Source organism: Sodalis sp. RH22 (assembly GCF_047324165.1).
Classification (GTDB): domain Bacteria; phylum Pseudomonadota; class Gammaproteobacteria; order Enterobacterales; family Enterobacteriaceae; genus Acerihabitans.
In genome coordinates, this window is sequence record NZ_CP178731.1 from 2,747,564 (window position 1) to 2,773,765 (window position 26,202).

18 protein-coding genes are annotated in these 26,202 nt (G+C 61.6%); 7 read left to right on the top strand and 11 right to left on the bottom strand.

The genetic code is table 11. The annotated features are described in order from the left end of the window. Nucleotides 1–243: 243 nt before the first annotated feature. Nucleotides 244–1,818 (top strand): galactarate dehydratase, encoded by a 1,575-nt coding sequence (gene garD, locus ACL2XN_RS12630; RefSeq protein ID WP_410016364.1) that lies wholly within the window; start codon nt 244–246, stop codon nt 1,816–1,818. 168 nt (nt 1,819–1,986) lie between these two features. Here garD and gudD read toward each other — a convergent pair whose 3' ends face one another. Beyond that, a complete protein-coding gene (gudD, locus tag ACL2XN_RS12635) occupies nt 1,987–3,312 on the bottom strand; it encodes a glucarate dehydratase (RefSeq protein WP_413730917.1) in 1,326 nt (441 codons plus the stop codon). A 558-nt stretch (nt 3,313–3,870) separates the two neighbouring features. Here gudD and ACL2XN_RS12640 point away from each other — a divergent pair. Next, complete coding sequence (locus tag ACL2XN_RS12640) at nt 3,871–5,208, top strand: MFS transporter (RefSeq protein ID WP_410016366.1); 1,338 nt, start codon at nt 3,871–3,873, stop codon at nt 5,206–5,208. Nucleotides 5,209–5,250: 42 nt separating this feature from the next. Beyond that, nucleotides 5,251–6,597, top strand: coding sequence for an enolase C-terminal domain-like protein (locus tag ACL2XN_RS12645; protein ID WP_410016367.1), 1,347 nt, complete (start codon nt 5,251–5,253; stop codon nt 6,595–6,597). 69 nt (nt 6,598–6,666) lie between these two features. On the opposite strand, the gene ACL2XN_RS12650 is transcribed toward ACL2XN_RS12645, so the two are convergent. The 3 genes from ACL2XN_RS12650 to dgt form a co-directional block, all read right to left on the bottom strand. Beyond that, nucleotides 6,667–7,824 carry a CdaR family transcriptional regulator gene (locus ACL2XN_RS12650; RefSeq protein WP_410016368.1) on the bottom strand — a complete coding sequence of 386 codons (1,158 nt, stop codon included), beginning with the start codon at nt 7,822–7,824 and terminating at the stop codon, nt 6,667–6,669. A 183-nt stretch (nt 7,825–8,007) separates the two neighbouring features. Then, nucleotides 8,008–9,453 (bottom strand): serine endoprotease DegP, encoded by a 1,446-nt coding sequence (gene degP, locus ACL2XN_RS12655; protein WP_410016369.1) that lies wholly within the window; start codon nt 9,451–9,453, stop codon nt 8,008–8,010. 157 nt (nt 9,454–9,610) lie between these two features. Continuing rightward, nucleotides 9,611–11,125 carry a dGTPase gene (gene dgt / locus ACL2XN_RS12660; RefSeq protein WP_413723547.1) on the bottom strand — a complete coding sequence of 505 codons (1,515 nt, stop codon included), beginning with the start codon at nt 11,123–11,125 and terminating at the stop codon, nt 9,611–9,613. 173 nt (nt 11,126–11,298) lie between these two features. Here dgt and mtnN point away from each other — a divergent pair, with 173 nt between their 5' ends. The 3 genes from mtnN to ACL2XN_RS12675 are packed head-to-tail and all read left to right on the top strand — an operon-like array spanning nt 11,299 to nt 13,603. Continuing rightward, the gene (gene mtnN, locus ACL2XN_RS12665) at nt 11,299–12,003 is read left to right on the top strand and encodes a 5'-methylthioadenosine/S-adenosylhomocysteine nucleosidase (RefSeq protein WP_413730918.1); all 705 of its coding nucleotides are present in this window, start codon (nt 11,299–11,301) and stop codon (nt 12,001–12,003) included. Beyond that, the gene (btuF, locus tag ACL2XN_RS12670; protein ID WP_410016371.1) at nt 12,003–12,986 is read left to right on the top strand and encodes a vitamin B12 ABC transporter substrate-binding protein BtuF; all 984 of its coding nucleotides are present in this window, start codon (nt 12,003–12,005) and stop codon (nt 12,984–12,986) included. The genes mtnN and btuF overlap by 1 nt, the downstream gene beginning before the upstream one ends. Further along, the gene (locus ACL2XN_RS12675; protein ID WP_410016372.1) at nt 12,986–13,603 is read left to right on the top strand and encodes a TRIC cation channel family protein; all 618 of its coding nucleotides are present in this window, start codon (nt 12,986–12,988) and stop codon (nt 13,601–13,603) included. Before btuF ends, ACL2XN_RS12675 begins: the two co-directional genes overlap by 1 nt. Before the next feature lie 89 nt (nt 13,604–13,692). On the opposite strand, the gene erpA is transcribed toward ACL2XN_RS12675, so the two are convergent. After that, entirely contained in the window at nt 13,693–14,037 is a 345-nt protein-coding gene (erpA, locus tag ACL2XN_RS12680; protein WP_162363924.1) for an iron-sulfur cluster insertion protein ErpA, read from the bottom strand. A 107-nt stretch (nt 14,038–14,144) separates the two neighbouring features. Further along, entirely contained in the window at nt 14,145–15,509 is a 1,365-nt protein-coding gene (clcA, locus tag ACL2XN_RS12685; protein WP_410016617.1) for a H(+)/Cl(-) exchange transporter ClcA, read from the bottom strand. Nucleotides 15,510–15,783: 274 nt separating this feature from the next. On the opposite strand from clcA, the gene hemL reads away from it, so the two are divergent. Next, nucleotides 15,784–17,064, top strand: a complete 1,281-nt coding sequence (hemL, locus tag ACL2XN_RS12690) for a glutamate-1-semialdehyde 2,1-aminomutase (protein WP_413722160.1) — start codon at nt 15,784–15,786, stop codon at nt 17,062–17,064. Between the two features lie 12 nt (nt 17,065–17,076). Here hemL and fhuB read toward each other — a convergent pair whose 3' ends face one another. From fhuB to hrpB, 5 genes are all read right to left on the bottom strand, one after another. Next, entirely contained in the window at nt 17,077–19,065 is a 1,989-nt protein-coding gene (gene fhuB / locus ACL2XN_RS12695) for a Fe(3+)-hydroxamate ABC transporter permease FhuB (protein ID WP_413722159.1), read from the bottom strand. Nucleotides 19,066–19,069: 4 nt separating this feature from the next. Continuing rightward, the gene (gene fhuD / locus ACL2XN_RS12700; RefSeq protein WP_410016375.1) at nt 19,070–20,074 is read right to left on the bottom strand and encodes a Fe(3+)-hydroxamate ABC transporter substrate-binding protein FhuD; all 1,005 of its coding nucleotides are present in this window, start codon (nt 20,072–20,074) and stop codon (nt 19,070–19,072) included. Then, nucleotides 20,074–20,892 (bottom strand): Fe3+-hydroxamate ABC transporter ATP-binding protein FhuC, encoded by an 819-nt coding sequence (gene fhuC, locus ACL2XN_RS12705; RefSeq protein ID WP_413730919.1) that lies wholly within the window; start codon nt 20,890–20,892, stop codon nt 20,074–20,076. Before fhuC ends, fhuD begins: the two co-directional genes overlap by 1 nt. Nucleotides 20,893–21,078: 186 nt before the next feature. Then, the gene (gene mrcB / locus ACL2XN_RS12710) at nt 21,079–23,628 is read right to left on the bottom strand and encodes a bifunctional glycosyl transferase/transpeptidase (RefSeq protein ID WP_413730920.1); all 2,550 of its coding nucleotides are present in this window, start codon (nt 23,626–23,628) and stop codon (nt 21,079–21,081) included. A gap of 83 nt (nt 23,629–23,711) precedes the next feature. Beyond that, the gene (hrpB, locus tag ACL2XN_RS12715; RefSeq protein WP_413730921.1) at nt 23,712–26,177 is read right to left on the bottom strand and encodes an ATP-dependent helicase HrpB; all 2,466 of its coding nucleotides are present in this window, start codon (nt 26,175–26,177) and stop codon (nt 23,712–23,714) included. Nucleotides 26,178–26,202 lie beyond the last annotated feature (25 nt).

A 26,202-nucleotide genomic window follows, 5' to 3' on the forward strand; every position in this document is an offset into this window, starting at 1 on the left:
TGAAAGCACGACGGTCGTCACGTTATTTTTTGGCGTGGATTCTGCCGCGAATGAAGGGTGACCTTTATCACATTATACTGAACATATGACAAATAAATCCCGGGTATAGCCGCTATAAAATCGTGCATTTGCACAATGAGAAGTGCCCCTATTCCGCATATAATATCCTCATCACCCGTATTGTTATCCTGGCTGAACGCTGGTTCGGGTTATAACAACAGATTAGTATTTGCGGAGACGTTTATGTCATCAACAATAATGACCAATGCGGAAAAGGCATTGTATATCAAAGTTCACGTCGACGATAACGTCGCGATTATCGTGAACAATAATGGTTTGCCGGCCGGCACTCAATTCGCGGACGGCTTGAAATTAATCGAGCATGTTCCGCAAGGGCATAAAGTCGCCCTGCGCGATATCGCTATCGGCGGCGATATCGTCCGTTATGGCGAAGTGATTGGCTATGCCTTGCGTGAAATCAAACAGGGCAGCTGGATTGATGAATCGCTGGTCGAGATGCCCAAGGCCCCGGCGCTGGAAACCCTGCCGCTGGCCACCAAGGTCCCGCCGACGTTGCCGCCGCTGGAGGGCTATACCTTCGAAGGATACCGGAATGCCGACGGCAGCGTCGGCACTAAAAACCTGCTGGGCATTACCACCAGCGTACAATGCGTGGCCGGCGTGGTTGAATACGTGGTGAAACTGATTGAACGCGATCTGTTGCCAAAATACCCCAACGTCGACGGCGTGGTCGGGCTAAGCCATCTGTACGGCTGCGGCGTGGCCATTAATGCGCCCGCCGCGGTGGTGCCGATTCGCACCATCCATAATATCTCCCTCAACCCGAATTTCGGCGGCGAAATCATGGTGATCGGCCTGGGCTGCGAAAAATTGCCGCCCGAACGCCTGCTGGCCGGTACCGAGGATCAAATTCCCATCGCGGTGGAACGCCCGGGGGTGAGCATCACCCGTCTCCAGGACGAAAAACACGTGGGCTTCAAGTCCATGGTGGATGATATTCTGCAGGTAGCGGAAGATCATCTGCAGCGTCTGAACACCCGCCAGCGTCAAACCTGCCCGGTATCCGATCTGGTGGTGGGCACGCAGTGCGGCGGCAGCGATGCGTTCTCCGGCGTAACCGCCAATCCGGCGGTGGGCTTTGCCTCCGATCTGCTGGTGCGCTGCGGCGCGACGGTGATGTTTTCGGAAGTGACCGAAGTGCGCGACGCCATCCACCTGCTGACGCCGCGGGCGGCTGACGAACAGGTGGGACGCCGGTTGCTGGAGGAAATGGCCTGGTATGATAATTACCTTGACGATGGTAAAAGCGATCGCAGCGCCAATACCACCCCGGGCAATAAAAAAGGCGGTTTGGCCAATATTGTTGAGAAATCGCTCGGTTCCATCGCCAAATCAGGCACCAGCGCCATTGTGGAGGTGCTCTCCCCCGGCCAGCGTCCGACGAAAAAGGGGCTGATTTTCGCCGCCACCCCCGCCAGTGATTTTATTTGCGGTACCCAGCAGCTTGCCTCCGGCATCACCATACAGGTATTTACCACCGGGCGCGGCACACCCTATGGTTTGGTGGCCGTGCCGGTGATCAAGATGGCGACGCGCGACGCGCTGGCCGACCGCTGGTTTGATTTGATGGATATCAGCGCCGGTTCCATCGCCACCGGCAGGGCAACCATTGAAGACGTGGGCTGGCAATTGTTTGAACTGATCCTGGATATCGCCAGCGGCCGCAAAAAAACCTGGTCCGATCAATGGGGCATTCATAACGCCCTGTCGGTATTCAACCCGGCGCCGGTGACCTGATTACCCTTACCACCACTGAACCACCCTTTGCTATGTGTGAATGAACTTTGATAGGTTGGCCGGGAATCGCTCCCGGCCTTTTTTTTTTACCCCAGGATTAGCCTGCGGCTGTCGCCACGGCGCCCACGCCCAAGGCGGACCGGGGCGCCGCCCAGCGCTAACGCACCACTAACGCACCAGTGCCGGACGTTTATTATCGAAGCGCCAATTGGGGATCAGGTATTGCATGGCGATGCCGTCGTCACGCGCGCCAAGGCCATGTTGCTGATAGAGCGCATTGCCCTTCATCAGCTGATCCCTATCCAGTTCAATACCGAGCCCCGGTTTTTCCGGCACCTTGACTTTACCGCCGACGATTTGCAGCGGCTCCCTGGTCAGGCGCTGGTCCCCTTCCTGCCAGATCCAGTGGGTATCGATGGCGGTGATGTTTCCCGGCGCGGCGGCCGCCACGTGGGTGAACATCGCCAGCGAAATATCGAAATGATTGTTGGAATGAGAGCCCCAGGTCAGGCCCCATTCGTGGCACAGCTGCGCCACCCGTACCGACCCCTGCATTGTCCAGAAGTGCGGATCGGCTAAGGGAATGTCCACCGATTGCAGCGCCAGGGTATGCCCCATTTGCCGCCAGTCGGTGGCGATCATATTGGTGGCGGTGGGCAGGCCGGTGGCGCGCTTGAACTCCGCCATCACCTCGCGGCCGGAAAAGCCCTGCTCGGCGCCGCAGGGATCCTCGGCATAGGCCAGCACCCCGCGCAGTTGTTTGCCCAGGGCGATAGCTTCGGCGAGCGACCAGGCGCCGTTGGGGTCCAGGGTGATGCGCGCCTGGGGAAAACGCGCCGCAAGGGCGGTAACCGCCGCGGCTTCCTCCTGCCCGGCCAGCACCCCGCCCTTGAGCTTGAAATCATTAAAACCGTATTTTTCATAGGCGGATTCGGCCAGCCGCACCACCGCCGCCGGCGTCAGCGCCTGTTCATGCCGCAGCCGATACCAATCACAGGTCTCATCCGCCTGGCTGCGGTAAGGTAAATCGGTACGCAGGCGATCGCCGATATAAAACAGGTAGCCGAGCATTTCCACCTCGTCGCGCTGTTGCCCCTCGCCCAGCAGCGCCGCCACCGGCACTTCCAGGAACTGGCCCAGCAGGTCAAGCATCGCCGCCTCGATGCCGGTGACGACATGAATGGTAATGCGCAAATCGAACGTCTGCTGGCCCCGGCCGGCGACATCCCGATCGGCGTATTGCCGGCGCACGGCGCTCATGACATTTTTATATTCGCCCAGGGGCTGGCCGACCACCAGCGCGGCGGCGTCCTCCAGGGTCTGGCGTATTTTTTCTCCGCCTGGGATTTCACCCACGCCGGTATGCCCGGCGTTGTCGGTAAGAATAACGATATTGCGGGTGAAAAACGGGCCATGGGCGCCACTGAGGTTAAGCAACATGCTGTCATGGCCGGCAACCGGGATGACTTGCATCGTGGTGATAACAGGAGTCATATTTTTTCCTTGGCAAAGGGCACAATACGGAGACGGAGAACCGTCGCAAACGGAAACGCTGGCATGACTATAACGTCATGGCAAGCCCCTGACATTATGCAGATGCATAAGCCTTGACGAAGAATCTGGACTGAAATTGCCGTTTTAATGACCTGCCGTGAGCCATCTCACTAATCGGGATTCTTTTATGTGACCCCGATCCTGAAACGGCAAAAATAATAACTTCTTGAAATGAAACGTCATTTTAAAAAAGGACCGACAGTCGCTTGCACTGATATGTTATACCGATCACAAGTTTCCCTGGATCTTCGACCCAGGTCACATCGCCCTGTTCGTTCGCCTTAAAACCCCTTGTTTTGCCACTTTTCATTCAGTCATCAGCACAATGTACAGCCAACCCCTTCCCCTTATACTCAGCTCTTGCTTACCCGTGCCGGAAGTCATCGGCCACAAAAATGTCAGCGCTACCATAAGACGATAATAGCTATAAAGCAACGCGGGACGCCCTACCCACGTACCCGATATCCCGATCACATTCCCCTACCGGGAAGAGGAATCATGGCCGAAAACTCAATTTCCGTCGCCACCCACAAAACCCGCTCCAGGTTTTGGATCCTGGCAATCCTGTTTATCATCAGTACGGTTAATTACGCCGACCGTTCCACCCTGTCCATTGCCGGTCCACACGTCGCCGCCGACCTGGGGCTCGACCCGCTGCAAATGGGCTATATCTTCTCGGCGTTCGGCTGGGCTTATACCCTGGCGCAGCTGCCTGGCGGCTGGCTGCTGGATCGGTTTGGTTCAAAAATCATCTATGGCGCCGCCATTCTGATCTGGTCGATATTTACCTTTATGCAGGGGTTTGTGCACTTCTTCGCCTCCGCGGCGATGATGCTGTTTATCCTGCGCTTTATGGTCGGGTTCGCCGAGGCGCCGGTGATGCCGGCCAACAGCCGCATCGTCTCCGCCTGGTTCCCGGTCAGGGAACGCGGCACCGCCTCGGCGATATTTAATATTTCCCAGTATGCCGCGCTGGTGATCTTCAATCCGCTGTTGGGATGGATTACCCAGGAAGTAAGCTGGGAATACGTATTTATCGTCATGGGCGTGGTGGGCGTGGTGCTGTCCCTGGTCTGGTTCAAGACCATGTACAGCCCGCTCGACCACCCGAAGGTCAGCAAGCAGGAGCTGGAGTATATCCGCGCCGGCGGCGGCCTGGTGGATATGGATAACGCGGCGGCCCACCAGAAAACCGAGGCCGGACCGCAGATGGGGTATATCAAGCAGCTGCTTTCCAGCCGGATGCTGCTGGGTATTTACCTGGCCAACTATTGCGTTAACGCCATCACCTGGTTCTTCTTGTCCTGGTTCCCCATCTATCTGGTGAAGGGACGCGGCATGTCCATCCTGCAGGCCGGTTTTGTCGCCGCGCTGCCAGCTATCTGCGGCTGTATCGGCGGCGTGCTCGGCGGTATTTTCTCCGATTATCTGCTTAACAAAGGATTTTCGCTGTCGGTGGCGCGCAAGACGCCGATCATTATCGGCATGCTGATGTGCACCAGTATGGTGATTTGCAACTACACCACTTCCGACGTGGTGGTGGTGGCGGCCATGTCGCTGGCGTTCTTCGGCAAAGGCATCGGCGCGCTGGGCTGGACGGTCAACGCGGACACCGCGCCGAAAGAAATCGTCGGCCTGAGCGGCGGCGTACTGAACCTGGTGACGCAAATCGGCGCCATCACCACGCCGATTGTCATCGGTTATATCCTGAATAAAACCGGATCCTTTGACGGCGCCCTGATTTATGTCGCCGCCAACGGCCTGGTGGTGATTTTGAGTTATCTGTTTATCGTGGGCAAGATTCAACGCCTGGTGCTTAAGCCGCTGACGGCGTAAGGTTTTTTTTGACATAGCAGTTTGCAACCGCAGGAGTAGGGAATGGATCACAGCGATTTTAACGGTGCGCCGACGGTGACCGCCATGCAGGTTATCCCGGTCGCGGGCCATGACAGCATGCTGATGAATATCGGCGGCGCCCACGGCGCTTATTTTACCCGCAATATTGTCATCCTTACCGACAATGCCGGGCATACCGGCGTCGGCGAGGCCCCGGGCGGCGAGGTGATTTTAAACACGCTGCTGGCCGCCCGGCAACGGGTGGTGGGCCAGCCGCTGGCGACGCTTAACCGCATCGTGCACGACGTGCACCAGGGGCATGTCAGCAACGATTTTGATTCTTTCGCCCAGGGCGCCTGGACCTTTGAACTGCGGGTAAACGCGGTGGCCGCTCTCGAGGCCGCGCTGCTGGATCTGATGGGCCAACATCTCGGCGTGCCGGTGGCGGAGCTGCTCGGTCCTGGTAAGCAGCGCGACAGCGTGCCTGTGCTGGGCTATTTGTTTTATGTCGGCGACAGGAGCCTGACCGACCTGCCCTATCAGGCCGGGCCCAGCCGGCCGTCCCATGACTGGTACCGGCTGCGCCGCGAGACGGCCATGACCACCGACGCCCTGGTGCGCCAGGCGGAAGCCGCGCAGGATCGTTATGGCTTCAAGGATTTCAAACTCAAGGGCGGCGTGCTGGCCGGCGCCAGCGAAATAGAGACCGTGACGGCGCTGGCCAGGCGGTTTCCGGACGCGCGTATTACCATCGACCCCAACGGCGCCTGGTCGCTTAGGGAAGCCATCGATTTGTGCCAGGATATGCGCGGCGTGCTGGCCTATGCCGAGGACCCCTGCGGCGCCGAGCAGGGCTTTTCCGGGCGCGAGGTGATGGCGGAATTCAAACGGGCCACCGGGCTGCCGGTGGCGACCAATATGATTGCCACCAACTGGCGCGAGCTAAACCACGCGGTACAGCTTAACGCCATTGATATTCCGCTGGCCGACCCGCATTTCTGGACCCTGCAGGGCGCGATACGCGTGGCGCAGCTGTGCGATGAATGGGGCCTGACCTGGGGCTGTCATTCCAATAACCATTTTGATATTTCGCTGGCGATGTTTATCCATGTCGGCGCGGCCGCGCCGGGCAAGCCCACCGCGCTGGATACCCACTGGATTTGGCAGGAAGGCGAGCATCTGACCAAAGAACCGCTGCAAATCGTCGACGGCGCGATCACACTCAACGGTAAACCGGGGCTCGGCGTGGAAATCGATATGGCGCAAATCGAACGGCAGCATGAGCTTTACAAGCGCATGCCGTCCGGCGCGCGCAATGACGCGCAGGCGATGCAGTATCTGATTCCCGGCTGGACCTTTGACCGGAAACGGCCGGCGATGCTGCGTTAACCCATCCAGGGTACGGCCGGCCGTACCCTGAGTTTGCCGGCGACATGGGGTGGGCCGCGGACGATGGGATCAGGCTTCGTCATCCAGCTGCAGCGCCACGTAGAGCAGCAGCCGATCGTCAAAATTGGCCAGATCCAGGCCGGTCATTTCCGAAATGCGGTTGAGGCGGTACTCCAGGGTGTTGCGGTGGATAAACAGCGCCTTGGAGGTAGGCGTGGGCTGAACGTTATGGCGGAACCAGGCAATCAACGTGCGGCGCAGCAGGCCGTTGTTATCCATGGCCTTGAGTTTTGCCAGCGGGCGCACCAGCTCGCTGGCCTGCCAGCCGCCGCGCAGGCTGTCGAGCAGTACCGGCAGCATCAGATCGGGATAAAAATAACGGCGCTGCTCGGGCAGCCGCTGCTTGCCCACCGACATGGTGGTGCGCGCGGTACGCCAGGAGCGCGCAATACCGCCGGCGCCGGGGAAAAAATTGCCCAGGGCGATACGTACCCGCAGGCGGCTGCTTTCGGTCATGCGCGAAAACAGCGTATCCACCCGCCGACGATGCTCTTCGGCATCCCAGCGCCCGTGGCTGTTCAGCGCGGGTTTCAGCACCACCATTTCCGTCAGCGATACGATGGCGATCAGGTTATCGCGCTCCGGCGTGGTGAGCAGCGTTTGCAGCTGCTGCAGCTCCGCCATGGCGCTGTCGACGCCGAACTGCCCGCTGTCCACCTCCACCACCGCCGCCACCCTGGGCTGGTTGATATCGATGCCCAGCCGCTGGGCCCATTCGATCAGCGCCGGCGTGACTTCCTCGGCGCGGATTAAATTCAGCACCAGTTCCTCGCGCAGCCGGCTGTCCTGCGCCAGCATATGCAGCAAGCGCGCCTGCTCCAGCATCATTTCCGCCGTCATGCAGACCAGCTCGCCATACTGCCGCAGTTGACTGGGATTGCCGGTCAGGCCGATAACGCCGACGATATTGCCGTCGATTTTCAGCGGGAGGTTGATACCGGGCCGTACCCCGTGCAAATGCCGGGCCACGCCGTCGTCGATATCCACGACCCGGGCCTGCGACAGGGCCAATAACGCGCCTTCGTGCAGTTCACCGACCCGCTCTTCATCGCCGCTGCCGATAATGCGGCCGCGCGCATCCATCACGTTGATATTGCTGTCGATAATCTGCATCGTTCTTGCCACAATTTCTTGCGCCAATTTCGCATCAAGATGATACGTTGCCATCCCCGCCTCGGTTCTGTTAAGCCCTTTGCCCTATTATACCCGGGTGCTGGCGCTCATACATTGTGCAGAAGCACAAAGCGTGATCTTGCTCGCTTATTTTGTGCGGGATATCACATTCTTTCGGGCAAAAAAAGACGGCGTCGTGATGACGCCGTCTTGGTGGCGAGAGCCGGACGCGGGGGATTACTGCGCCAGCAGGTAAAGCGTGGTATCGCCGCGTTTGACGTTTAACGCCAGTATCGGCGGCTTGGCATCCAGGATTTTACGCAGTTCGCCGATATTCTGCACCGGCTGCTGGTTGACGCCCAGGATGATATCGCCCTTCTTCAGGCCGACTTTCGCCGCGGTGCTGCCCGCCTTGACATTGTCCACCTTGACGCCCTGCTGATCGCCGGTATCCATGTTGCTCAATTCCGCGCCTTCGATGCCGGTAAAGACATTGCCCGAATCAAGCTGCGGCTGGGTGCTCTGCTCCAGGATCACATCGACGGTTACCGGCTTGCCGTCGCGCAGCAGGCCGAGCTGGACCTTGGTGCCGACCGGCTGCGAGCTGACATCCGCCCGGAACGCGGCAAAGCTGTTGATGGGCCGGCCGTTCATGGTGACGATGACATCGCCGGCTTTCACCCCGGCCTTTTCGGCGGCGGATTTAGGCATCACCTGGCTGACAAACGCGCCGCGCTGGGCGTCGACTTTCATCGCCTTGGCCAGCTCCGGATTGAGCTCGGTGCCGAGAATGCCGATTTCGCCGCGCCTGACCTGGCCATAGGCCACCAGCTGCGCCGTCAGGTTTTTCACCATGTTGCTGGGAATGGCGAAGCCGATACCGATATTGCCGCCGTCCGGCGCCAGTATGGCGGTATTGATGCCGATAAGCTCACCGTTGAGGTTAACCAGCGCCCCGCCCGAGTTGCCCCGGTTGATGGCGGCATCGGTCTGGATAAAGTTTTCATAGTTTTCAATATTCAGCCCGCTGCGCCCCAGCGCGGACACAATACCCGAGGTGGCGGTTTCCCCCAGGCCGTAAGGGTTGCCGATGGCCACGGTATAATCGCCGACCCGCAGCTGGTCCGAATCGGCCATCTTGATGGCGGTGAGGTTTTTAAAGTCGATCAGCTGCACCAGCGCCAGATCGGAACGGGGATCGCGGCCGATGATCTTGGCGTCGAATCGGCGGCCGTCATACAGCTGCACCTGGATTTTAGTGGCGTCGTTGACCACATGATTGTTGGTCACCACGTAGCCTTTCTGGGCATCGATAATCACACCCGCGCCCAGCGCCATGAATTTTTCCTTGGCCGGCGGGGTATTGCCCTCGCCGTCGCCGCCGCCGTCCTCATCGCCGCCCTGGCACAGGGGCGACGCCTGGAAAGGCGACCCTTCCTGGCACAGCGGGGAATCCTGGCCAAAGAACTGCTGGAACTGCTCGGGCACGCGCGCCGAACTGACGGCGGTGCTGCCTTCGACGCTGATGCTGACCACCGATGGCATGACTTTTTCCAGCATCGGCGCCAGGCTTGGGAGCTGCTGATTGGTCGAGGCGGTTTCCGCCGCATACAATGAAACAGGCGCCAGCGCCACACCCAGACACAATGCCAGCGCACTCAGGACCAAAGAAGTTTTTTTCATTTAACATTGTCTCAACTGTAAGTATCAGGTAATGATGCGGACCCATTGCTGTGGTCGTATCTGTGAGATTAATCAAATAACCCGAAGTTCAGTAGCAAAAAAACCATAATGGTAAAAAAGTATTGGGCGTATTTACAAATACTGCGCTAACCCTGACTTACTCCGCGGCCATTAAGCGGCGGTATTCATCCCAGGCATAAAGATCGGTCATGCCGCTAATATAGTCCTGAATTAAACGCGCCCGATAATAAAATTCCATCATGGGCTGCTGGCGCGACGGGTAGCGATTTAACCCGGCTACCGCTTCACCATAAGCCAGACGATGTTTGGTGGATAATTTATGAAACAGGCGGGTGGGGATCATGTAGTCCCGGTGGTCATCCTGCGCCGCCAGCTCGCGAAACGCCGCCAGCGGCATATCCAGCAGGGGGTTGTAGATTTCCAGCAGGCCGCTGATAACCCGGTAGCCCTGTAATTCCAGCTGTTCTACTTCCGGATGGTTGAACACATGTTTGAAGGCCACGCCTTTGAATATTTTCAATAAGCGGTAAGCCGGACTGGAATCTTCCAGCAGCGCCTGGTTAAAGCATCCGTCGAATATCGGCGACAGATTATCGAGAAACCGTTTTGCCGCATGGGGCACCAGCCGTGCCACGGTATTTACCCGCAAATACATAAAAAACTGATCGCCGCTGCGCAGCCCCTGGTTGCGCATTATCTTATCGAATGCCTGGCCGACCACCTTTTCAAATAAATCGCCTTTCTCCACGCCGCCCCATTCTTGTTGCAGGTAGTTATAAAGCTGTTCGACGGTAAAGATCTTTTTTTCCACCGCATCTTCGAGATCGGCGATGCAATAAGAAATATCGTCGGCGGCTTCCATGATATACGTCAGCGGGAAGCGATGAAATTCCCCCAGCCCCAGCTGTTCGCGCAACGCTTTGACATACTCTTCCTCGGCAAGATAGTAGCCCGGTTTTTTCATCAGATAGCTGAATTCGGCCGGTATCGCGCCGCGCCAATAGGCCGGACGGGTATATTTTAAAATACAGCCCACCTGGGCATAGGTCAGGTTCAGCTTCAGCAGGCTGTGCACCATGCGGATGGCCTGGGCATTGCCTTCGAAATGACACAAATCGAGCCGGATACGGCTGCGCAGCGCGTTGTCGTCATCCTCGCCGGCGCGCAGGCGCAATACCTCGACCCGGCAACGATCGTTACCCTGGGCCTCATTGCCCAGGCCGGCGATGTCCAGGCGCTGGCTGAACCAGTCGTTGATGGCCGCCTCGCCGAAATGACCGAACGGGGGATTGCCGATATCATGCATCAGGCACGCCATTTCCACGATGCTTTCAAACGGCGCCTCCAACTGCTCCAGCCCCAGCGGCGCGATGCGCCGCTCGCGTTTGAGCTGGTGGAAGATTTCTTTGACGATATGCCGTCCGACCTGTTGCACCTCCATGGAGTGGGTCAGCCGGGAGCGCACCGCCGCGTTGCGTTCCAGGGGAAAGACCTGGGTTTTCTGCTGCAGGCGGCGAATGGCGGCGGAATTGATAATCCGCCCCCGATCGCTTTCAAACTGGCGGATGACGCTATATTCATCCTCGGCGACGATGGGATGGCTGAACGGGCGCTGAAAACTGAGTTTCTTGCTAAAGTCGATTGCGGACATCATGTTCCCCGGGATGATTTCTTATACCGTGATACCCATACCCGCCGCTAAATGCAACAGCGGCGACAATTATTTCCCGGCCGCGGCCGTGATAGAATGGCGGCGGCAATTAAACGGTTACATTACTATTCACTATTTATTATCCACTGTTTCTTAACCAGAAGGACAACCAGATGAGAGTAGGCATTATCGGCGCGATGGAACAGGAAGTGGCCCTGCTGCGCGACCAGATGGAAGGCCGCACCACCTGGCAGCAGGCGGGATGCGATATTTACAGCGGCCGGCTCCAGGGCGTTGACGTGGCCTTGGTGAAATCCGGTATCGGCAAGGTCTCGGCCGCGCTCGGCACCACGCTGCTGCTGGATCATTTCCAGCCGGATTATGTTATCAACACCGGTTCCGCCGGCGGTCTGGACGCATCCCTGAATGTCGGGGACATCGTCGTGTCCGACGAGGTGCGTTACCACGATGTGGATGTCACCGCCTTTGGTTACGCACCGGGGCAAATGGCGCAGTGCCCGGCGGCCTTCGCCGCGGACGCGTCGCTGATCGCGCTGGCGGAGAGCTGCATCGCCCGGCTGGATCAGCACGCCGTGCGCGGCCTGGTGGTCAGCGGCGACGCGTTTATCAACGGCGCCGAGCCCCTGAGCCGTATCCGCGCCACCTTTCCCCAGGCTATCGCGGTGGAAATGGAAGCCACGGCCATTGCCCACGTATGCCACCAGTTCGCGGTGCCGTTCGTGGTGGTGCGCGCCATTTCCGATGTGGCGGACAAGGCGTCTCACCTTAGCTTTGACGAATTCCTGGCGGTGGCGGCCAAACAGTCCAGCCGCCTGGTGGCGGCCATGCTGCAGACCCTGGCCGGACAGCGGCAGTAATGTCGCCCATCCGGGTGACGCGCCCGGCTATCCCTACGCGCGCACTGGCCATGCCGGCGCCGACTTGGTTTATTATCCGCAGGCATGCGCTGGCCATGCTGCTGCCGGCCTGGTTTGCTATCCGTAAGCACGCATCGGCCCTGGGATCGCGGGCCCGGCGCGATAGCCGCGCGCGCGGCCTGGCCGCGTTGCTGCTGGCGCTGTTGGCCGCCCCGCCGGCCTGGGCGGCGCATCGGGTCGTCAGCCTGGCGCCCCACGCCACCGAAATGGCGTATGCCGCCGGCATGGGAGAAGTCCTGGTGGCGGTAAGCAGTTGGTCCGATTATCCTCCCGCCGCGCAAAAGCTCGAGCAGGTCGCCTCCTGGCAGGGCATCAACGTAGAGCGGGTGCTGGCGCTAAAGCCGGATCTTATCCTGGCCTGGCGCGGCGGCAATCCGCAGCGTGAACTGGATCAATTGGCCGCCTTCGGTATCCCGATTGTCTATCTCGATCCGCTGAGCGTGGAAGATATGGCGCGCGCGCTTGATGGCCTGGCGCGCTACAGCCCCCATCCCGAACAGGCTCACCAGGCCGCCCGCGCCGTGCGCCAGCAGGCGGCGGACCTGAAACGCCGCTACGCCGGCAATCCGCCGGCGCGGGTGTTCATGCAGTTCGGCACCCAGCCGTTGTTTACCGCCGGCAAGCAGACGCTGCAAAGCCAGATTCTGGCGCTGTGCGGCGCGCGCAATATCTTTGCCGACAGCCCGGTTCCCTGGCCGCAGGTGGGCCGCGAACAGGTCTTGGGCCGTAAACCGCAGGTGATTGTCGTCGCCGGCGGCGAGGAGCGCGTCACCGCCATCAGGAACTTTTGGCAGCCGCAGCTGGACGTGCCGGTGATAGCGCTGAACGAGGATTGGTTTAACCGCAGCGGGCCACGCATTTTGCTGGCGGCGCAGGCGCTGTGCCGGCAACTGGCGGATGCCGCCGCCACGGGAGCGCGCTGATGCTCGGTTTTCTTGATGTGCTCGGCACGGCGGTATTCGCCGTGTCCGGGGTGCTGCTGGCCGGCAAATTACGCATGGACCCGTTCGGGGTGCTGGTGCTGGGGGTGGTCACCGCGGTGGGCGGCGGCACCATCCGGGATATGGCGCTGAATAATGGCCCGGTGTTTTGGGTGCGGGATCCCACCGATCTGGTGGTGGCGATGGTCACCTGTTTTGTCGCCATACTGGTGATAAGGCAACCCCGCCAACTGCCGACATGGATCCTGCCGGTGCTGGACGCCATCGGCCTGGCGGTATTTGTCGGCATCGGCGTCAACAAGGCGTTCGCCAGCGGCACCGGCCCGCTGATCGCGGTATGCATGGGCGTTATCACCGGCGTGGGCGGCGGCATTATCCGGGATGTGCTGGCGCGGGAAATCCCGATGATACTGCGTACCGAGGTTTACGCCACCGCCTGCATTATCGGCGGCATCGCCCACACCACCGCTTTCCATGTTTTCCACCTCAGCGCCCAGCACGCGTCGGTATTGGGCATGGCGATAACGCTCGGCATCCGGCTGGCGGCAATCCGCTGGCATCTGAAGCTGCCGACCTTTGCGCTTGAGGACCGGAAATAAACGGCCCGACCCGCGCGCTCGAAACGCGGACATAAAAAAACCGGTGCGGCGCGCCGTACCGGTATCATCGAACGCGTGCCGACGGGGGTTTAGATACTGAACGACGATCCGCAGCCGCAGGTGGTCTTGGCGTTCGGGTTGGTCACGATAAAACGTGATCCTTCCAGCCCTTCGGTATAATCCACCGAACCGCCGATCAGGTATTGCAGGCTCATGGGGTCTACCACCAGCGCAACGCCTTGTTTTTCAATGGTCAAATCGTCTTCGTTGATTTTATCGTCAAAAGTAAAACCATACTGGAAGCCGCTACAGCCACCGCCGGTGATATAAACCCGCAATTTCAGGTTCGGGTTCTCTTCATCCGCTATCAGATGCTTCACTTTTTTCGCCGCTGAATCGGTAAATTGTAAAGGCAGTACCGCAGTTTCACTCATTACTCTACTCCCAACGCGCCAACCAGAATCATCAGGCTGAAGGCATAACAACCCGATGTGGATGTTCATTATCCGCTACCTGTCAATTACGTTCAAGTATTGCGCATTCAGGATATTTTGTTTATCGCTGCGTGCGATCGCGCATCCGCCGGCAGCGGGGGCGTTTGTCGTTGCAAGGTACGGGCAAGGATTGCTGAATAGAGCGGTTTGCCGCCTAAAAACTGAGCCAGCAGCGTTGCGCCCAGACAGGTGATAATCATCGGCAATATTAATTGATAATTGTCGGTCATTTCCAGCACCAGCACGATCCCGGTCAAGGGCGCGCGCACCGAGGCGGCAAATAAGGCTCCCATGCCCGCAATCGCAAAAGTGCCGGGCTGCAAGGCATACTCAGGAAATAATTGGCAGCCGATCATGCCGAAAGCCGTGCCCAATAAGGTTCCCAGCGCCAGCATGGGCGCAAAAATGCCGCCCGGCGCACCGGAACCGAAACACAACAGGGTCGTCAACATACGGGCCAGAAAGATAAACAACAAGGTGCCGGCGGTAAAATGCCCCGCCGCTGCCAGGGGAATCAGGGCAAAACCACCGCCGGCAGCCTCGGGATGCATCAGACCCAAAATACCGCACAGGCCGCCGAGTATGCCGCCGATGATCACAAATCTGGCGCATTTGCCGCCATGCAGGCGTAAAAACATATCTTGCGCGCGGAATATCAATGTATTGAATACCACGCCCACCACGCCGAACAGCATTCCCAGCACCAGGTAAAGCCAGAGAGTACCGACCGGCGCGCCGGCCAGCCTGCCGACGTCGATGACCGAACGATCGCCGTTGCACAGGCGAAATACGATGCTCGACATGATAACGCCGATAAATACCGCCTTGACTGAAATCAGGTTATAGCGAAACTGCGGCCGCATCTCTTCCAGGATAAACAGGATCCCCGCCAGGGGCGCGTTAAACGCCGCCGTTAATCCCGCCGCCGCGCCGGCTGCCAGCAGGGAATGCCGGGCCTCGGCGCTGCGCATGCCAACCATATCCAGCACCATGCGACCGATATTTCCCCCCAATTGGACCGTCGGTCCCTCGCGCCCCAGCACCATGCCCGCGCCGAGCGTACCCATGCCGCCGAAAAACTTAACCGGGATCACCCGCCACCACCGCACCGGACGCAGTTCCTCCAGCGCGCCTTCAATTTCCGGAATACCTGAGCCTCCCGCCTCGGGCGCATATTTTCGCACCAGGTAATAGCCGATCATGGCCAACGCCCCTGAGGCAAAAAACGCAGCCGGCACCAGCACCAGCCAGCGCTGCGGCAAGTCGGCCAGGGCGGCGATACGGCAGGCGAGCATCCAGTCAACCGTTTTTTCAAATGCCACGCCCACCCCGCCCACCAGGGTACCGACGAGAGCGGCCATGGCGAGTACGGTTACCGGGGTTTTATCTTGATACAGGAGCCGGCTGAACATCTGGACGCGGGCAAGGCGTCCGGCCGGCACTGAGGTCGCGGCAGGAAAGGGTTCTGGCATCGGAGCAATCTACCTTATTTGGCATAGTATTCGACGGACTTTACGCTATCACACTGTCTGTCAGGCATAATTGTATTACAAAAATGCTTGTCAATCCGTGCTGACAAGGCCGCTGGCGGTTTTGCGTTTTTGCACCCAACAAAGATGTCTTATTGCCTGCCAGTTTATTACACTATCGGGGTTAACGTTTTATTCTTTCTTCAGGAGCCGTTTCATGAGCCATTCCGAAAATCTGTACGCCCAGGCGCAAAAGCTTATCCCCGGCGGGGTTAATTCACCGGTGCGCGCGTTTAACGGCGTCGGCGGCACGCCGCTGTTCATCGCGCGGGCGGACGGCGCCAGGCTGTATGATGTGGACGGAAAGGACTATATCGATTATGTCGGTTCCTGGGGGCCGATGGTATTGGGCCATAACCATCCGGCGATACGCGAGGCGGTTATCGAGGCGGCCGGGCGCGGCCTGAGCTTCGGCGCGCCCACCGAAATCGAGGTGAAAATGGCCGCCCTGGTGACCGAACTGGTGCCGTCCATGGATATGGTGCGCATGGTGAACTCCGGCACCGAGGCCACCATGAGCGCCATTCGCCTGGCGCGCGGCTATACCGGCCGCGATAAAATCATCAAATTCGAAGGCTGTTATCACGGCCATGCCGACGGCCTGCTGGTCAAGGCCGGCTCCGGCGCGCTGACCCTCGGCCAGCCCAGTTCTCCCGGCGTGCCGGCCGATTTCGCCAAACACACCCTCACCTGCGCCTTTAACGATCTGGATTCGGTGCGGCAGGTATTTGAACTCTATCCGCGCGAGATCGCCTGCATTATCGTCGAGCCGGTGGCCGGCAATATGAACTGCGTGCCGCCGCTGCCGGCGTTCCTGCCCGGCCTGCGCGCCCTGTGCGATGAATTCGGCGCGCTGCTGATTATCGACGAGGTCATGACCGGTTTTCGGGTGGCCCTGGCGGGCGCCCAGTCCTATTACGGCGTGGTGCCGGACCTGACCTGCCTGGGCAAAATCATCGGCGGCGGCATGCCGGTGGGGGCGTTTGGCGGGCGGCGCGAGGTGATGCAGGCGCTGGCGCCCACCGGCCCGGTTTACCAGGCCGGCACGCTATCGGGCAATCCGATTGCCATGGCCGCGGGCTATGCCTGCCTGACCGAGATTTCACGTCCCGGCATTTATCCGGCGCTGACCGATCTGACCGATCGCCTGGCGCGGGGATTGCTGGAGGCGGCGCGGGCGGAAAACATTCCCCTGGTGGTAAACCACGTCGGCGGCATGTTCGGCATCTTCTTTACCGACGCGCCCGCGGTGACCGGCTATCAGGATGTCATGGCCTGCGATGTGGAACGGTTTAAACGCTTTTTCCATATGATGCTGGAGGAAGGGGTCTACCTGGCGCCGTCGGCGTTTGAAGCCGGTTTTATGTCGCTGGCGCACAGCGACGAGGATCTGACGCAAACCATCGGCGCCGCCCGCCGCAGTTTTGCCCGGCTGTAAGCCCCCGTCCCTTCAGCGACCCTGGCGGCGCAGCAGAAAGATAAAATACGGCGCGCCGATAAAGGTCGCCAGCAGGCCCGCCGGGATCTGGTCGGGAAACATCGCCATGCGCCCGGCCCAGTCGGCCAGCAGCATCAGCATCGCGCCCAGCAGCGCAGCCATAACCAGCTGCGGCATCGCCCGGCGAAAGCCGAGCATCCGCGCCATATGCGGCGCCATCAAACCGATAAAACTCAAGGGACCGACGGTCAGCGTGGCGCCGGCGGTCAGCACCGCCGCCAGCAACAGGATAGCCAGCCTGGCGCGTGCCAGCGGCAGGCCCAGGGCCCGGGCGGTTGCGCCGCCCAGCGGCAGCACGTTAAGCCAGCGGCGGCAGCAGGGCGCCAGCAGCAACAGTACCAGCGCCGTCACCGCGCTGGTTACCGCCTGCGGCGCCTGCACGCCATAGGTCGATCCGGAAATCCAGGTCAGCAGGCCGCCGAGGCGGGGATCGCCGCTGGCCAGCAGCAGGGTCACCAGCGTGGTGAACGCAGTACCCAGGGCTATGCCCGCCAGCAGCATGCGCTGGGTGGAAAAATGCCGCCGTCCCGCCACCAGCAAAATGGCCGCCAACGTCAGCGCGGCGCCCAGGCTACCCGCAGGCAATAACCAAATAAAGACATCGCCGGGCAGCCAAAACATCATCAACACCACCGCCGACGCGGCGCCGGCGCTGATACCCAGTACTTCCGGGCTGCCCATGGGATTGGCGGTCAGTTTCTGGATCAGGGTGCCGGCGGCGGCCAGCATCACGCCGGCGCTTAATGCCGCCAGCGTACGCGGCCAGCGCCAGGGCAGCAGGCGCAGCAGCTCGTCGCCGCCGGCCCAGTTCCATCCCAGGCTGTTACGGCCCAGCATCAGCGCCACGCACAACAGCGCCAGCAGCAACGCCAATCCGCCCGCGGCCCACAGCGCGGGATTGGCGCGCTCCGGGCGGGGCGCGTCGTCATGCCCCGGCTGCGCCGGCGCCACGGCATGGCGCAGCCGGGGCAGCAGCCAGAGCAGGATCGGCGCGCCAATCAGCGCGGTGGCCGCGCCGGTGGGCACGTCACGCCACGCGCGCGCCAGCCAGACCATGACCTGATCGGTAAACCACAGCAGCAGCGCGCCGATAAGCGGCGCCAGCAGCAGGCGCGGCAGCAGGCGCCGGGCGCCGAGCAGTTTCGCCAGCAGCGGCGCGAACAGGCCGATAAACCCCACCACGCCCACCGCGTTCACCAACAACGCGCTGAGCACGATAGCCAATACCAACGCCGCCAGCCGGGCGGTTGACAGCCCCAGGCCGAGATTGCGCGCCACGGCGTCGTCCACGCCCAGCAAGGTCATGGGGCGAATCAGCAGCAGGGCCAGCAGCAGCCCCAGCCCCAGACGCGGCAGCAGGAACCTTACCTGGCCCCAGTCCTGCTGGTTAAGCGCCCCGCTGCTCCATAAAAACAGATTTTCCAGCTGCTGGTAATGGAAGATGGCCAGCAGGCTGTTAACGGCGCTGCAGTACAGGCTCAGCACCAGGCCCGCCAGGATCAGGGTCACGGGCGACATGCGTTTTCCCCAGGCCACGCCGAAGACCAACGCGCCGATGACCAGCGCGCCGAGCAGGGCCGCCAGTTGCTGGGTCAGCGCTCCGCCGGGCAGCAGCCACAGCGTGGTGACGGTGACCCCCAATTGCGCGCCGCTGGCGACGCCCAGGGTCGAGGGTTCGGCCAGCGGATTGCGCAGCACCTGCTGGAACAGCACGCCGGCCAGCGCCAGGCCGGCGCCCACCAGCGGCGCTACCGCCAGGCGCGGCAAGGTGCTGTAGTGGAAGATAACCTGGCGGATATCCAGCATATCGGGCCGCCACAGCGCCCCGGCCCATAGCTGGCCCGGCAGCACCTGCTGGGCGTTATAGGCGCTGAGCGCCAGCGCGCCCAGGGCCAGCAGCGTCAGCAGACAAAACGGGAAAAGCGCGCTACGACGGTTCATGGCCTCACCATTGTTTTTCCATCTGCTGCAGCATGCGGCAAAAACGCAGGGCCGCAAGGGTGGCGCCATAAATCCAGATGGCCGGCACGGTGCGCAACATATTCCGGCGCACAAACGGCATGGCCTGCCACAGCGGCGTGGCGGCCACGCGCGCCGTCAGCGCGGCGTCGCCGTGATCCAGGCATATGGCCCGCGCCAGGGGCAGCGTCGCCAGTTGTTCAATTCCCACCACCGCCGTGCCCCAGAAATTATTTTCTCCCTGCCAGACGTTGGCTAGCGCCAGTTGGTCCATGACCTGGCCGAATAAACTGGTGCCGCCGATGATCAGGGCGTGACGATCGTCCATCAGGGAAAATATCAGCAGGGGCTGGCGGCGATATGACGCCAGCTGCGGCCAGGCTTCGGCCAGTTCGCGGTCGAAAGACGCCAGATGGGCCAGGGCGGCGGGCATCCTGTCCAGGCGCTGCGCCAGGGCCAGCAGCCCGGCGCGCGCGGTGGTCAGCGGCCGCCCCTGCCCGTCGGTGAAACTAAACCCCATGGCGGGGGCAATGGCGCGCAATTGTTCCGGGCGCGGCCCGTAGCCCTGGGAATACAGGATCAAGTCCGGCTTGAGGGCGGTGATCAGTTCGAAATTAGGTTCGGTGCGCTGGCCGACATCGACAATCGAGGCCGGAAGCACCGGCTCCTGTACCCATAAGCGGTAATCCCGGGTGCCGGCGACGGCCAGCGGCGTAACGCCGAGGGCGAACAGCAGCTCCACCGGCAGCCATTCAAGGGCGATAATGCGCTGATAGGGCAGCGACGGGACGGATCCGCCCATTGCCGTCCGATCGGTCGCACCCCGGGCCGCGGTCCCCCAGGACGCGAGACCGCAGCACAAGGGCGACAGCAGCAGGGCGGCCAGCAGCCGTCGGCGGCCGCCGTCAATACCCGGACTCTCATCCGTCGCAATGGCGCCGGGCGCGCGCTGGGGGCGCAGACGTCCCAGGGTCTGATCACGCCGGCGCATTAAAACACGAAACTCACCGGCGCGCCGCCGCCCGGATGCGGCAGGATGCCCATAGGAATACCGTAAATGGTTTCCAGCACGTCGCCGCGCATCAGCTCCAGCGGCGATCCCTGGGCAATCATAGCGCCGCCGCGCAGCGCCGTCAGGTAATCGCAGTAGCGCGCCGCCATATTGATATCATGCAATACCGCGATAACCGTCAGGCCGCGCTCCTGGCTCATGCGCTTAATCAAGGCCAGTACGTCCACCTGATGGGCGATATCCAGGGCCGAGGTGGGTTCATCCAGCAGCAGGCAGCGGCTGTCCTGCGCCAGGGTCATCGCCAGCCAGGCGCGCTGACGCTCGCCGCCGGAAAGGCTGTCCACCAGACGGTGGGCAAGTGAGGGCAGGCCGACCACCTCGATGGCGTCCTCCACATGCCGGCGATCGGCGCTGCCGAAGCGGCCGAGCGCGCCGTGCCAGGGATAACGCCCCAGGGCCACCAGCTCGCGCACCGTCATGCCTTCCGCCGCCGGCAGTTGCTGCGGCAGATACGCCACCTGCCGGGCGAAAGCCTTGCTTTCCCAGTCCGCCAGCGGTTTATCATTCAGGCGCGCCACGCCGCCGCTGGCCTCATGATGACGGCCCAGGATCTTCAGCAGGGTGGATTTACCAGAGCCGTTATGACCTATCAGGCCACAGACCTTGCCCTGGGGAAAAGTGAACGACAGCGGCTGGAGTAGTACCCGTCCGGGTACCGAGAAACTCACCTGATCCAGGGCAAAAGTAGCGTTCCTGGCGGCGGCGGCGTTGGCTAAAGGTGTGGCGATATCTTGCATAAGCCCAATAAAGCAAATGATAATTATTCAAAGAAGCAATAATAGCAGTTTCCCTCAATAATTAGCAGCATCGCAACTGATTTTTCCTCGCAGGTCGCCGCCAGGCATCGCGCGGCGACAGAATACCTATCGCCGGCGTTCCTTCGCCTGGTCAACAAACCCACCCCGGCAAGCCGGGGTGGCGAGCTATTTGCCGAACATATCCTTGATCCAGCCGGCGACGCCGTCGCTGCCTTCCTGCTGCTCCTGTTGCGGCTGCTGCTGGCCCGACTGCTGCTGGTCAGGCGGCGTTTGCGCCGGCTGCTGGGCCACCGCCTGGCTGGCCTGGCACAGCGCCTGCGGACTGTCGGTCCAGACCGGGATCACGCGCATGCTGCTGTCGCTGTTGCAGACGAAATTGCCGGCATAGTCGATGGACATCTGGTTGATCTCCTCGGGCGGTATCACGTTAAGCGTCAGCGGCGGCTGGTTTTCCAGATAGCGGCGGTAAATCGTCAGCGCGCCGTTGGCGCCGGTCAGCTTGGCCGGGCCGTTGTTGTCGCGCCCTACCCAGCTGATGGTCACCTCTTTACCGTCCACGCCGGCAAACCAGCTATCGCGCAAATCGTTGGTGGTACCGGTTTTCCCGGCCAGATGGAAATTGGGGAATTTCACCGCCAGCGAACGCGACGTGCCGCGCGCCACCACCTGCTGCATACCGTATAACGTCAGATACGCCGCCTGGGCCGGCACCACGCGCTCCGCCTGCGGGAAGCTCTGGTAAAGCACCTTGCCGTCCTCGCTTATCACCGAGCGCACCGCCGACAGCGGCGCACGGTTGCCGCCGCTGGCAATGGTCTGGTATTCCTGCGCCACTTCCATCGGCGTGAGGCTGATGGCCCCCAGCAGCATGGCCGGCACCGGGTTGATCACCTCTTTCGGTATGCCCAGTTTTTGCAGGGTGGCGACGATATCCGGCAGGCCCACCGCCAGCCCCAGGTTGACCGTCGGCACATTAAGCGAATTGGCCAGCGCGTCTACCAGCATCACCTTGCCGCGAAATTGACGATCGTAGTTTTTCGGCGCCCACAGCTGCCCGTTCGGCTGCTTGAGTGAAATGGGCTCATCGGCGATCCAGGTGTTCAGGCGGTACTTATCCGGCTGGCTCAGCGCGGTCAGGTAGGTGGCCGGTTTTGCCAGCGACCCTACCGGACGCCGCGCCTGCATGGCGCGGTTAAATCCGGCGAATTGCGGCTGGGAACCGCCGACCATGGCGCGCACTTCGCCGCTAAAGCGGTCCACCACCACCATAGCGCTCTCAAGGTCGCTGACGCCGCGCCCGGCGCGCAGGGCCGGCACACCGGCCTCCACAGCTCTTTCCGCCGCGTCCTGCGAAATCGGATCAAGGGTGGTGAATATTTTCACGCCGGACAAATCGTTAATCTTGTCGCCCAGCTTCGCCTGCAGCTCCTGACGCACCATTTGCATAAAGGCCGGCTGCGGCGTAATCACCCCGCCTCGCGGCTGCACCCCCAGCGGACGCGCGCTCAGCATATTATACAAATCCGCGTCGATAACCTGTTGGTTTTGCAACAGCTTCAGCACCAGGTTACGCCGCTCCAGCGCCATTTGCGGATTACGCCAGGGATTGTACAGCGATGCGCCCTTGACCATGCCCACCAGCATGGCCTGCTGATCCAGGCTGAGTTCATCCACCGGCCGGCCGAAATAATAGAGGCTTGCCAACGGGAATCCGCGGATCTGTTCGCTGCCGCTCTGGCCGAGGTAGACTTCGTTCAGATACAGCTCAAGGATGCGATCCTTGCTGTAGCGGTAATCGAGGATCACGGCCATATAGGCTTCGTTGATCTTGCGCCACAGGGAACGCTCATTGGTCAGGAACAAATTCTTGACCAACTGCTGGGTCAGCGTACTGCCCCCCTGCACCGCGCGCCCGGCGGTAATATTCGCCAGGAAGGCGCGGCCGATGGAGCTGATGCTGATGCCGTCATGCTGGTAAAAATGACGATCTTCGGTGGCTATCAGGGTATCCACCAGCAGATCGGGGAATCCGGCGCGGGGCACAAACAACCGCTGCTCGCCGTTGGGCGATTGCAGCATGGTGATCAGGCGCGGATCGAGGCGGAAAAAGCCGAAGTTCCGCTGCGTATCCTGGTTTTGAATTTGCAGCAGATGATCGCGATCAAACGTCAGCACCGCATGGATCTGCCCTTCCTTGCTGTCGGGGAAATCAAAGGGACGGCGCAGCATATCGATGCTGTTGGCGCGCACGCTGAATTCGCCCGGGCGGGTTATGCGGGTCACCTGGCGGTACTGCATCCCTTCCAGCAGGTTGACCATCTCGCTTTTGCTGTAGGGCATGCCCGGCTCCAGGTTCACCATGCGGCCATAGACCGCCGCCGGCAGTTGCCAGACCTTGCCGTCGATGCGGCTGCGGATCTGCGCATCCAGGTAGACGCCGTAGATCACCAGTAAAATCACCACCACCAGGAAAATCTTGATAAGCAATCCCAGCAGGCGCCGCTTGCCGCTTTTGCGCGGCGGGCGCGCTTTGCCTTTCGCAGGCGGCTTGCGCGGCGGCATTACGTATTCCTCTTGATCGTCATAGTCGTCCTGAGCATCGTCATTTTCTTCGTAGTCGTCGTCCCGGTGACGTCGCACTGGCGGTTTATTTGTCACTTTACGGCCGGACGGTCTTCCATGACGTCCAATAGGTTCGCGATCATCCCCAGACATCGTTATGATTCTCCATACTTCCGACGGATTCCCCGCCTACTCTGTTCCTCCACCATCTTATCCGGAAGAGGAAACCTCTGAAATCAACCCTGCTGATACTTTTTGGTGCGCCGGGTGGGTACTGCAATGGCCGGATTATCCGGCCAGACATGCTTGGGGTAACGCCCCTTCATTTCTTTTTGCACCTCGCGGTAGGCCCCCTGCCAGAACGCCGCCAGATCGCGGGTAATCTGCAACGGATGCCCGGCGGGCGATAACAACTCCAGCACCAGCGCCACGCGGCCTTCGGCCAGCAGCGGACTGGCCTGCTCGCCGAACATTTCCTGCATCCTTACGGCCAGCACCGGCGGCTCGCCGTGCTGGTAACGCACCGGCAGCCGGCTGCCGGTGGGCACAGTGTAGTGGCTGGGCAGCGCAGTATCCAGTCGTTGACGCAATCGCCAGTCCAGCAGGCGCAATAACGCCTCGCCGAGATTCACCTGGCGCAGGGCGCGCACGTCATGCACGCCCTGCAGGGACGGCTGCAGCCATAGCGGCAGGGCCGCCAGCAGCGCGTCGTCGTCCACCACAGGCCAGTCCGCCTCCGGCAGCCAGTCGCGGGCGCACAGCAGGCGCTGGCGCAGCTGCTGCGCCGGGCCGTCCCAGTTGAGCACCGACAGGCCCTGCTCGCCAATCCAGTTGAGCAGCGCCTGCTGCATCACCTCGCCGGAAGGCCTGGCCTGCGGCTGCTCGCGTAACATCAATTGTCCGAGCTGTTCACGCCTGAGCACGCGCAGGCTGCCCTTTTCCTCATCCCAGCGCATGGCGGTGGTGACCGTCAGCCAGTCGGGACGGGCGGCCACCAGCGCGGCGATATCCACCGGCAGCGCCAGCCGGATGGCCGCGTCGGCATTTTGCCCCAGTTGCATCAGCCCCGGCACGATCAGCCATTCAATCGCCGACAGCGCCTCGTCGGGAGCCAGCGCCGCCCCCAGGCCGTTGGCCAGTTGATAGCGGCCGGTGGCGTCGCGCCGGCGGGCGATGCGATCGCGAAATCCCCAGGCCAGCAGCGCGGGCGCCAGCGCCGCGTCCGGCCGGCCCCAGCGGGGCGACAGCCGTTTGGCCAGTTGCCTGGCGCGTCGCAGCCAGTGGGACTGCGGGCGCGCGAGCGCATCGCGCATATCTGGCGACCCCGCGCGCGGCGGTTCCTCGATAATGGCCGCCAGCAGCGCGGCCGTCGCCAGGCTATCGTCATCGTCGCGCGCATGGCACAGCATGGCCGCCAGGCGCGGTTCGCAGCCTGCTTGCGCCATTTTGCGCCCCAGGGACGTCAGGCGTTCCGCCCCATCGACGGCATCCAGCTGGCGCAGGGTGCGGCGGGCCGCGGCCAGGCTGGGTTCCGGCGGCAGGTCGAGCCAGCAGAGCGTCAGCAGGTCGGTACAGCCCCATTGCAGTAATTCGAGATAAAAACCGCTGAGATCGCTTTGCAGGATTTCCGGCCGGCCGTGTTCCGGCGCGCGTTCCGCCTGCGATTGACTAAAGAGGTGCCAGCACACGCCGGGGGACAGGCGGCCGGCACGGCCGGCGCGCTGCACCATGGACGCCTGGCTGACGCGCTGGGTGACCAGGCGGCTGAGCCCGTTTCTGGCATCGAATTCGCTGACCCGCTCCAGCCCGCTGTCCACCACCAGGCGAATGCCCTCGATCGTCAGGCTGGTCTCGGCGATATTGGTGGCCAGCACCACCTTGCGCCGCCCCGCCGGGGCCGGCCGGATGGCCCGCTGCTGTTCGTCCAGGGTCAGGGCGCCATACAGCGGGCAAAGATCGACCTCCGCCCCGATCCGGGGAGACAGCAAAGCCTGCACGCGGTTGATCTCCCCCACGCCGGGTAAAAACAACAGCAGCGAGCCGGTATGGGATGACAGCATCTCGCTGACCGCCGCGGCAATCGCCTGGACGGGGACGGACTGTGAGGGCAGCGGATGAAAAACCCGCTCCACCGGAAAACTGCGGCCGACGGAACGGATAACCGGCGCGGCGGGCAGAAGCGCCAGCAGGCGCCGGTCATCCAGGGTGGCGGACATGATAAGCAGCCGCAGATCGGCGCGCAGTCCCTGCTGCACATCCAGCAGCAGCGCCAGCGCCAGATCGGCCTGCAGGCTGCGTTCATGGAATTCATCCAGGATAACCAGGGCGACGCCGGACAGCTCCGGATCCTGCTGCAACATGCGCGTCAGGATGCCTTCGGTCACCACCTCCAGCCGGGTATGCGGCCCCACGCGGCTTTCAGCGCGCATACGGTAGCCGACGGTCTGACCGGGCGTTTCGTCCAGTTGTTCGGCCAGGCGCAGCGCCACGTTTTTGGCGGCCAGCCGCCGGGGCTCCAGCATCAGGATACGCCCCGGCAGGCCGGCGCGCCGCAGGATTTCCAGCGGCAGCCAGGTGGATTTGCCGGCGCCGGTGGGCGCGTGCAGCAGAACCTGCGCGGCGCCTTGCAACGCTTGCAGCAACTCATCGACTACGGCGGCGACCGGTAATAACGTCACGACATCTCCGTTAAAGATTAACATTCTGGGCCGGGCATTGTAGCATCGC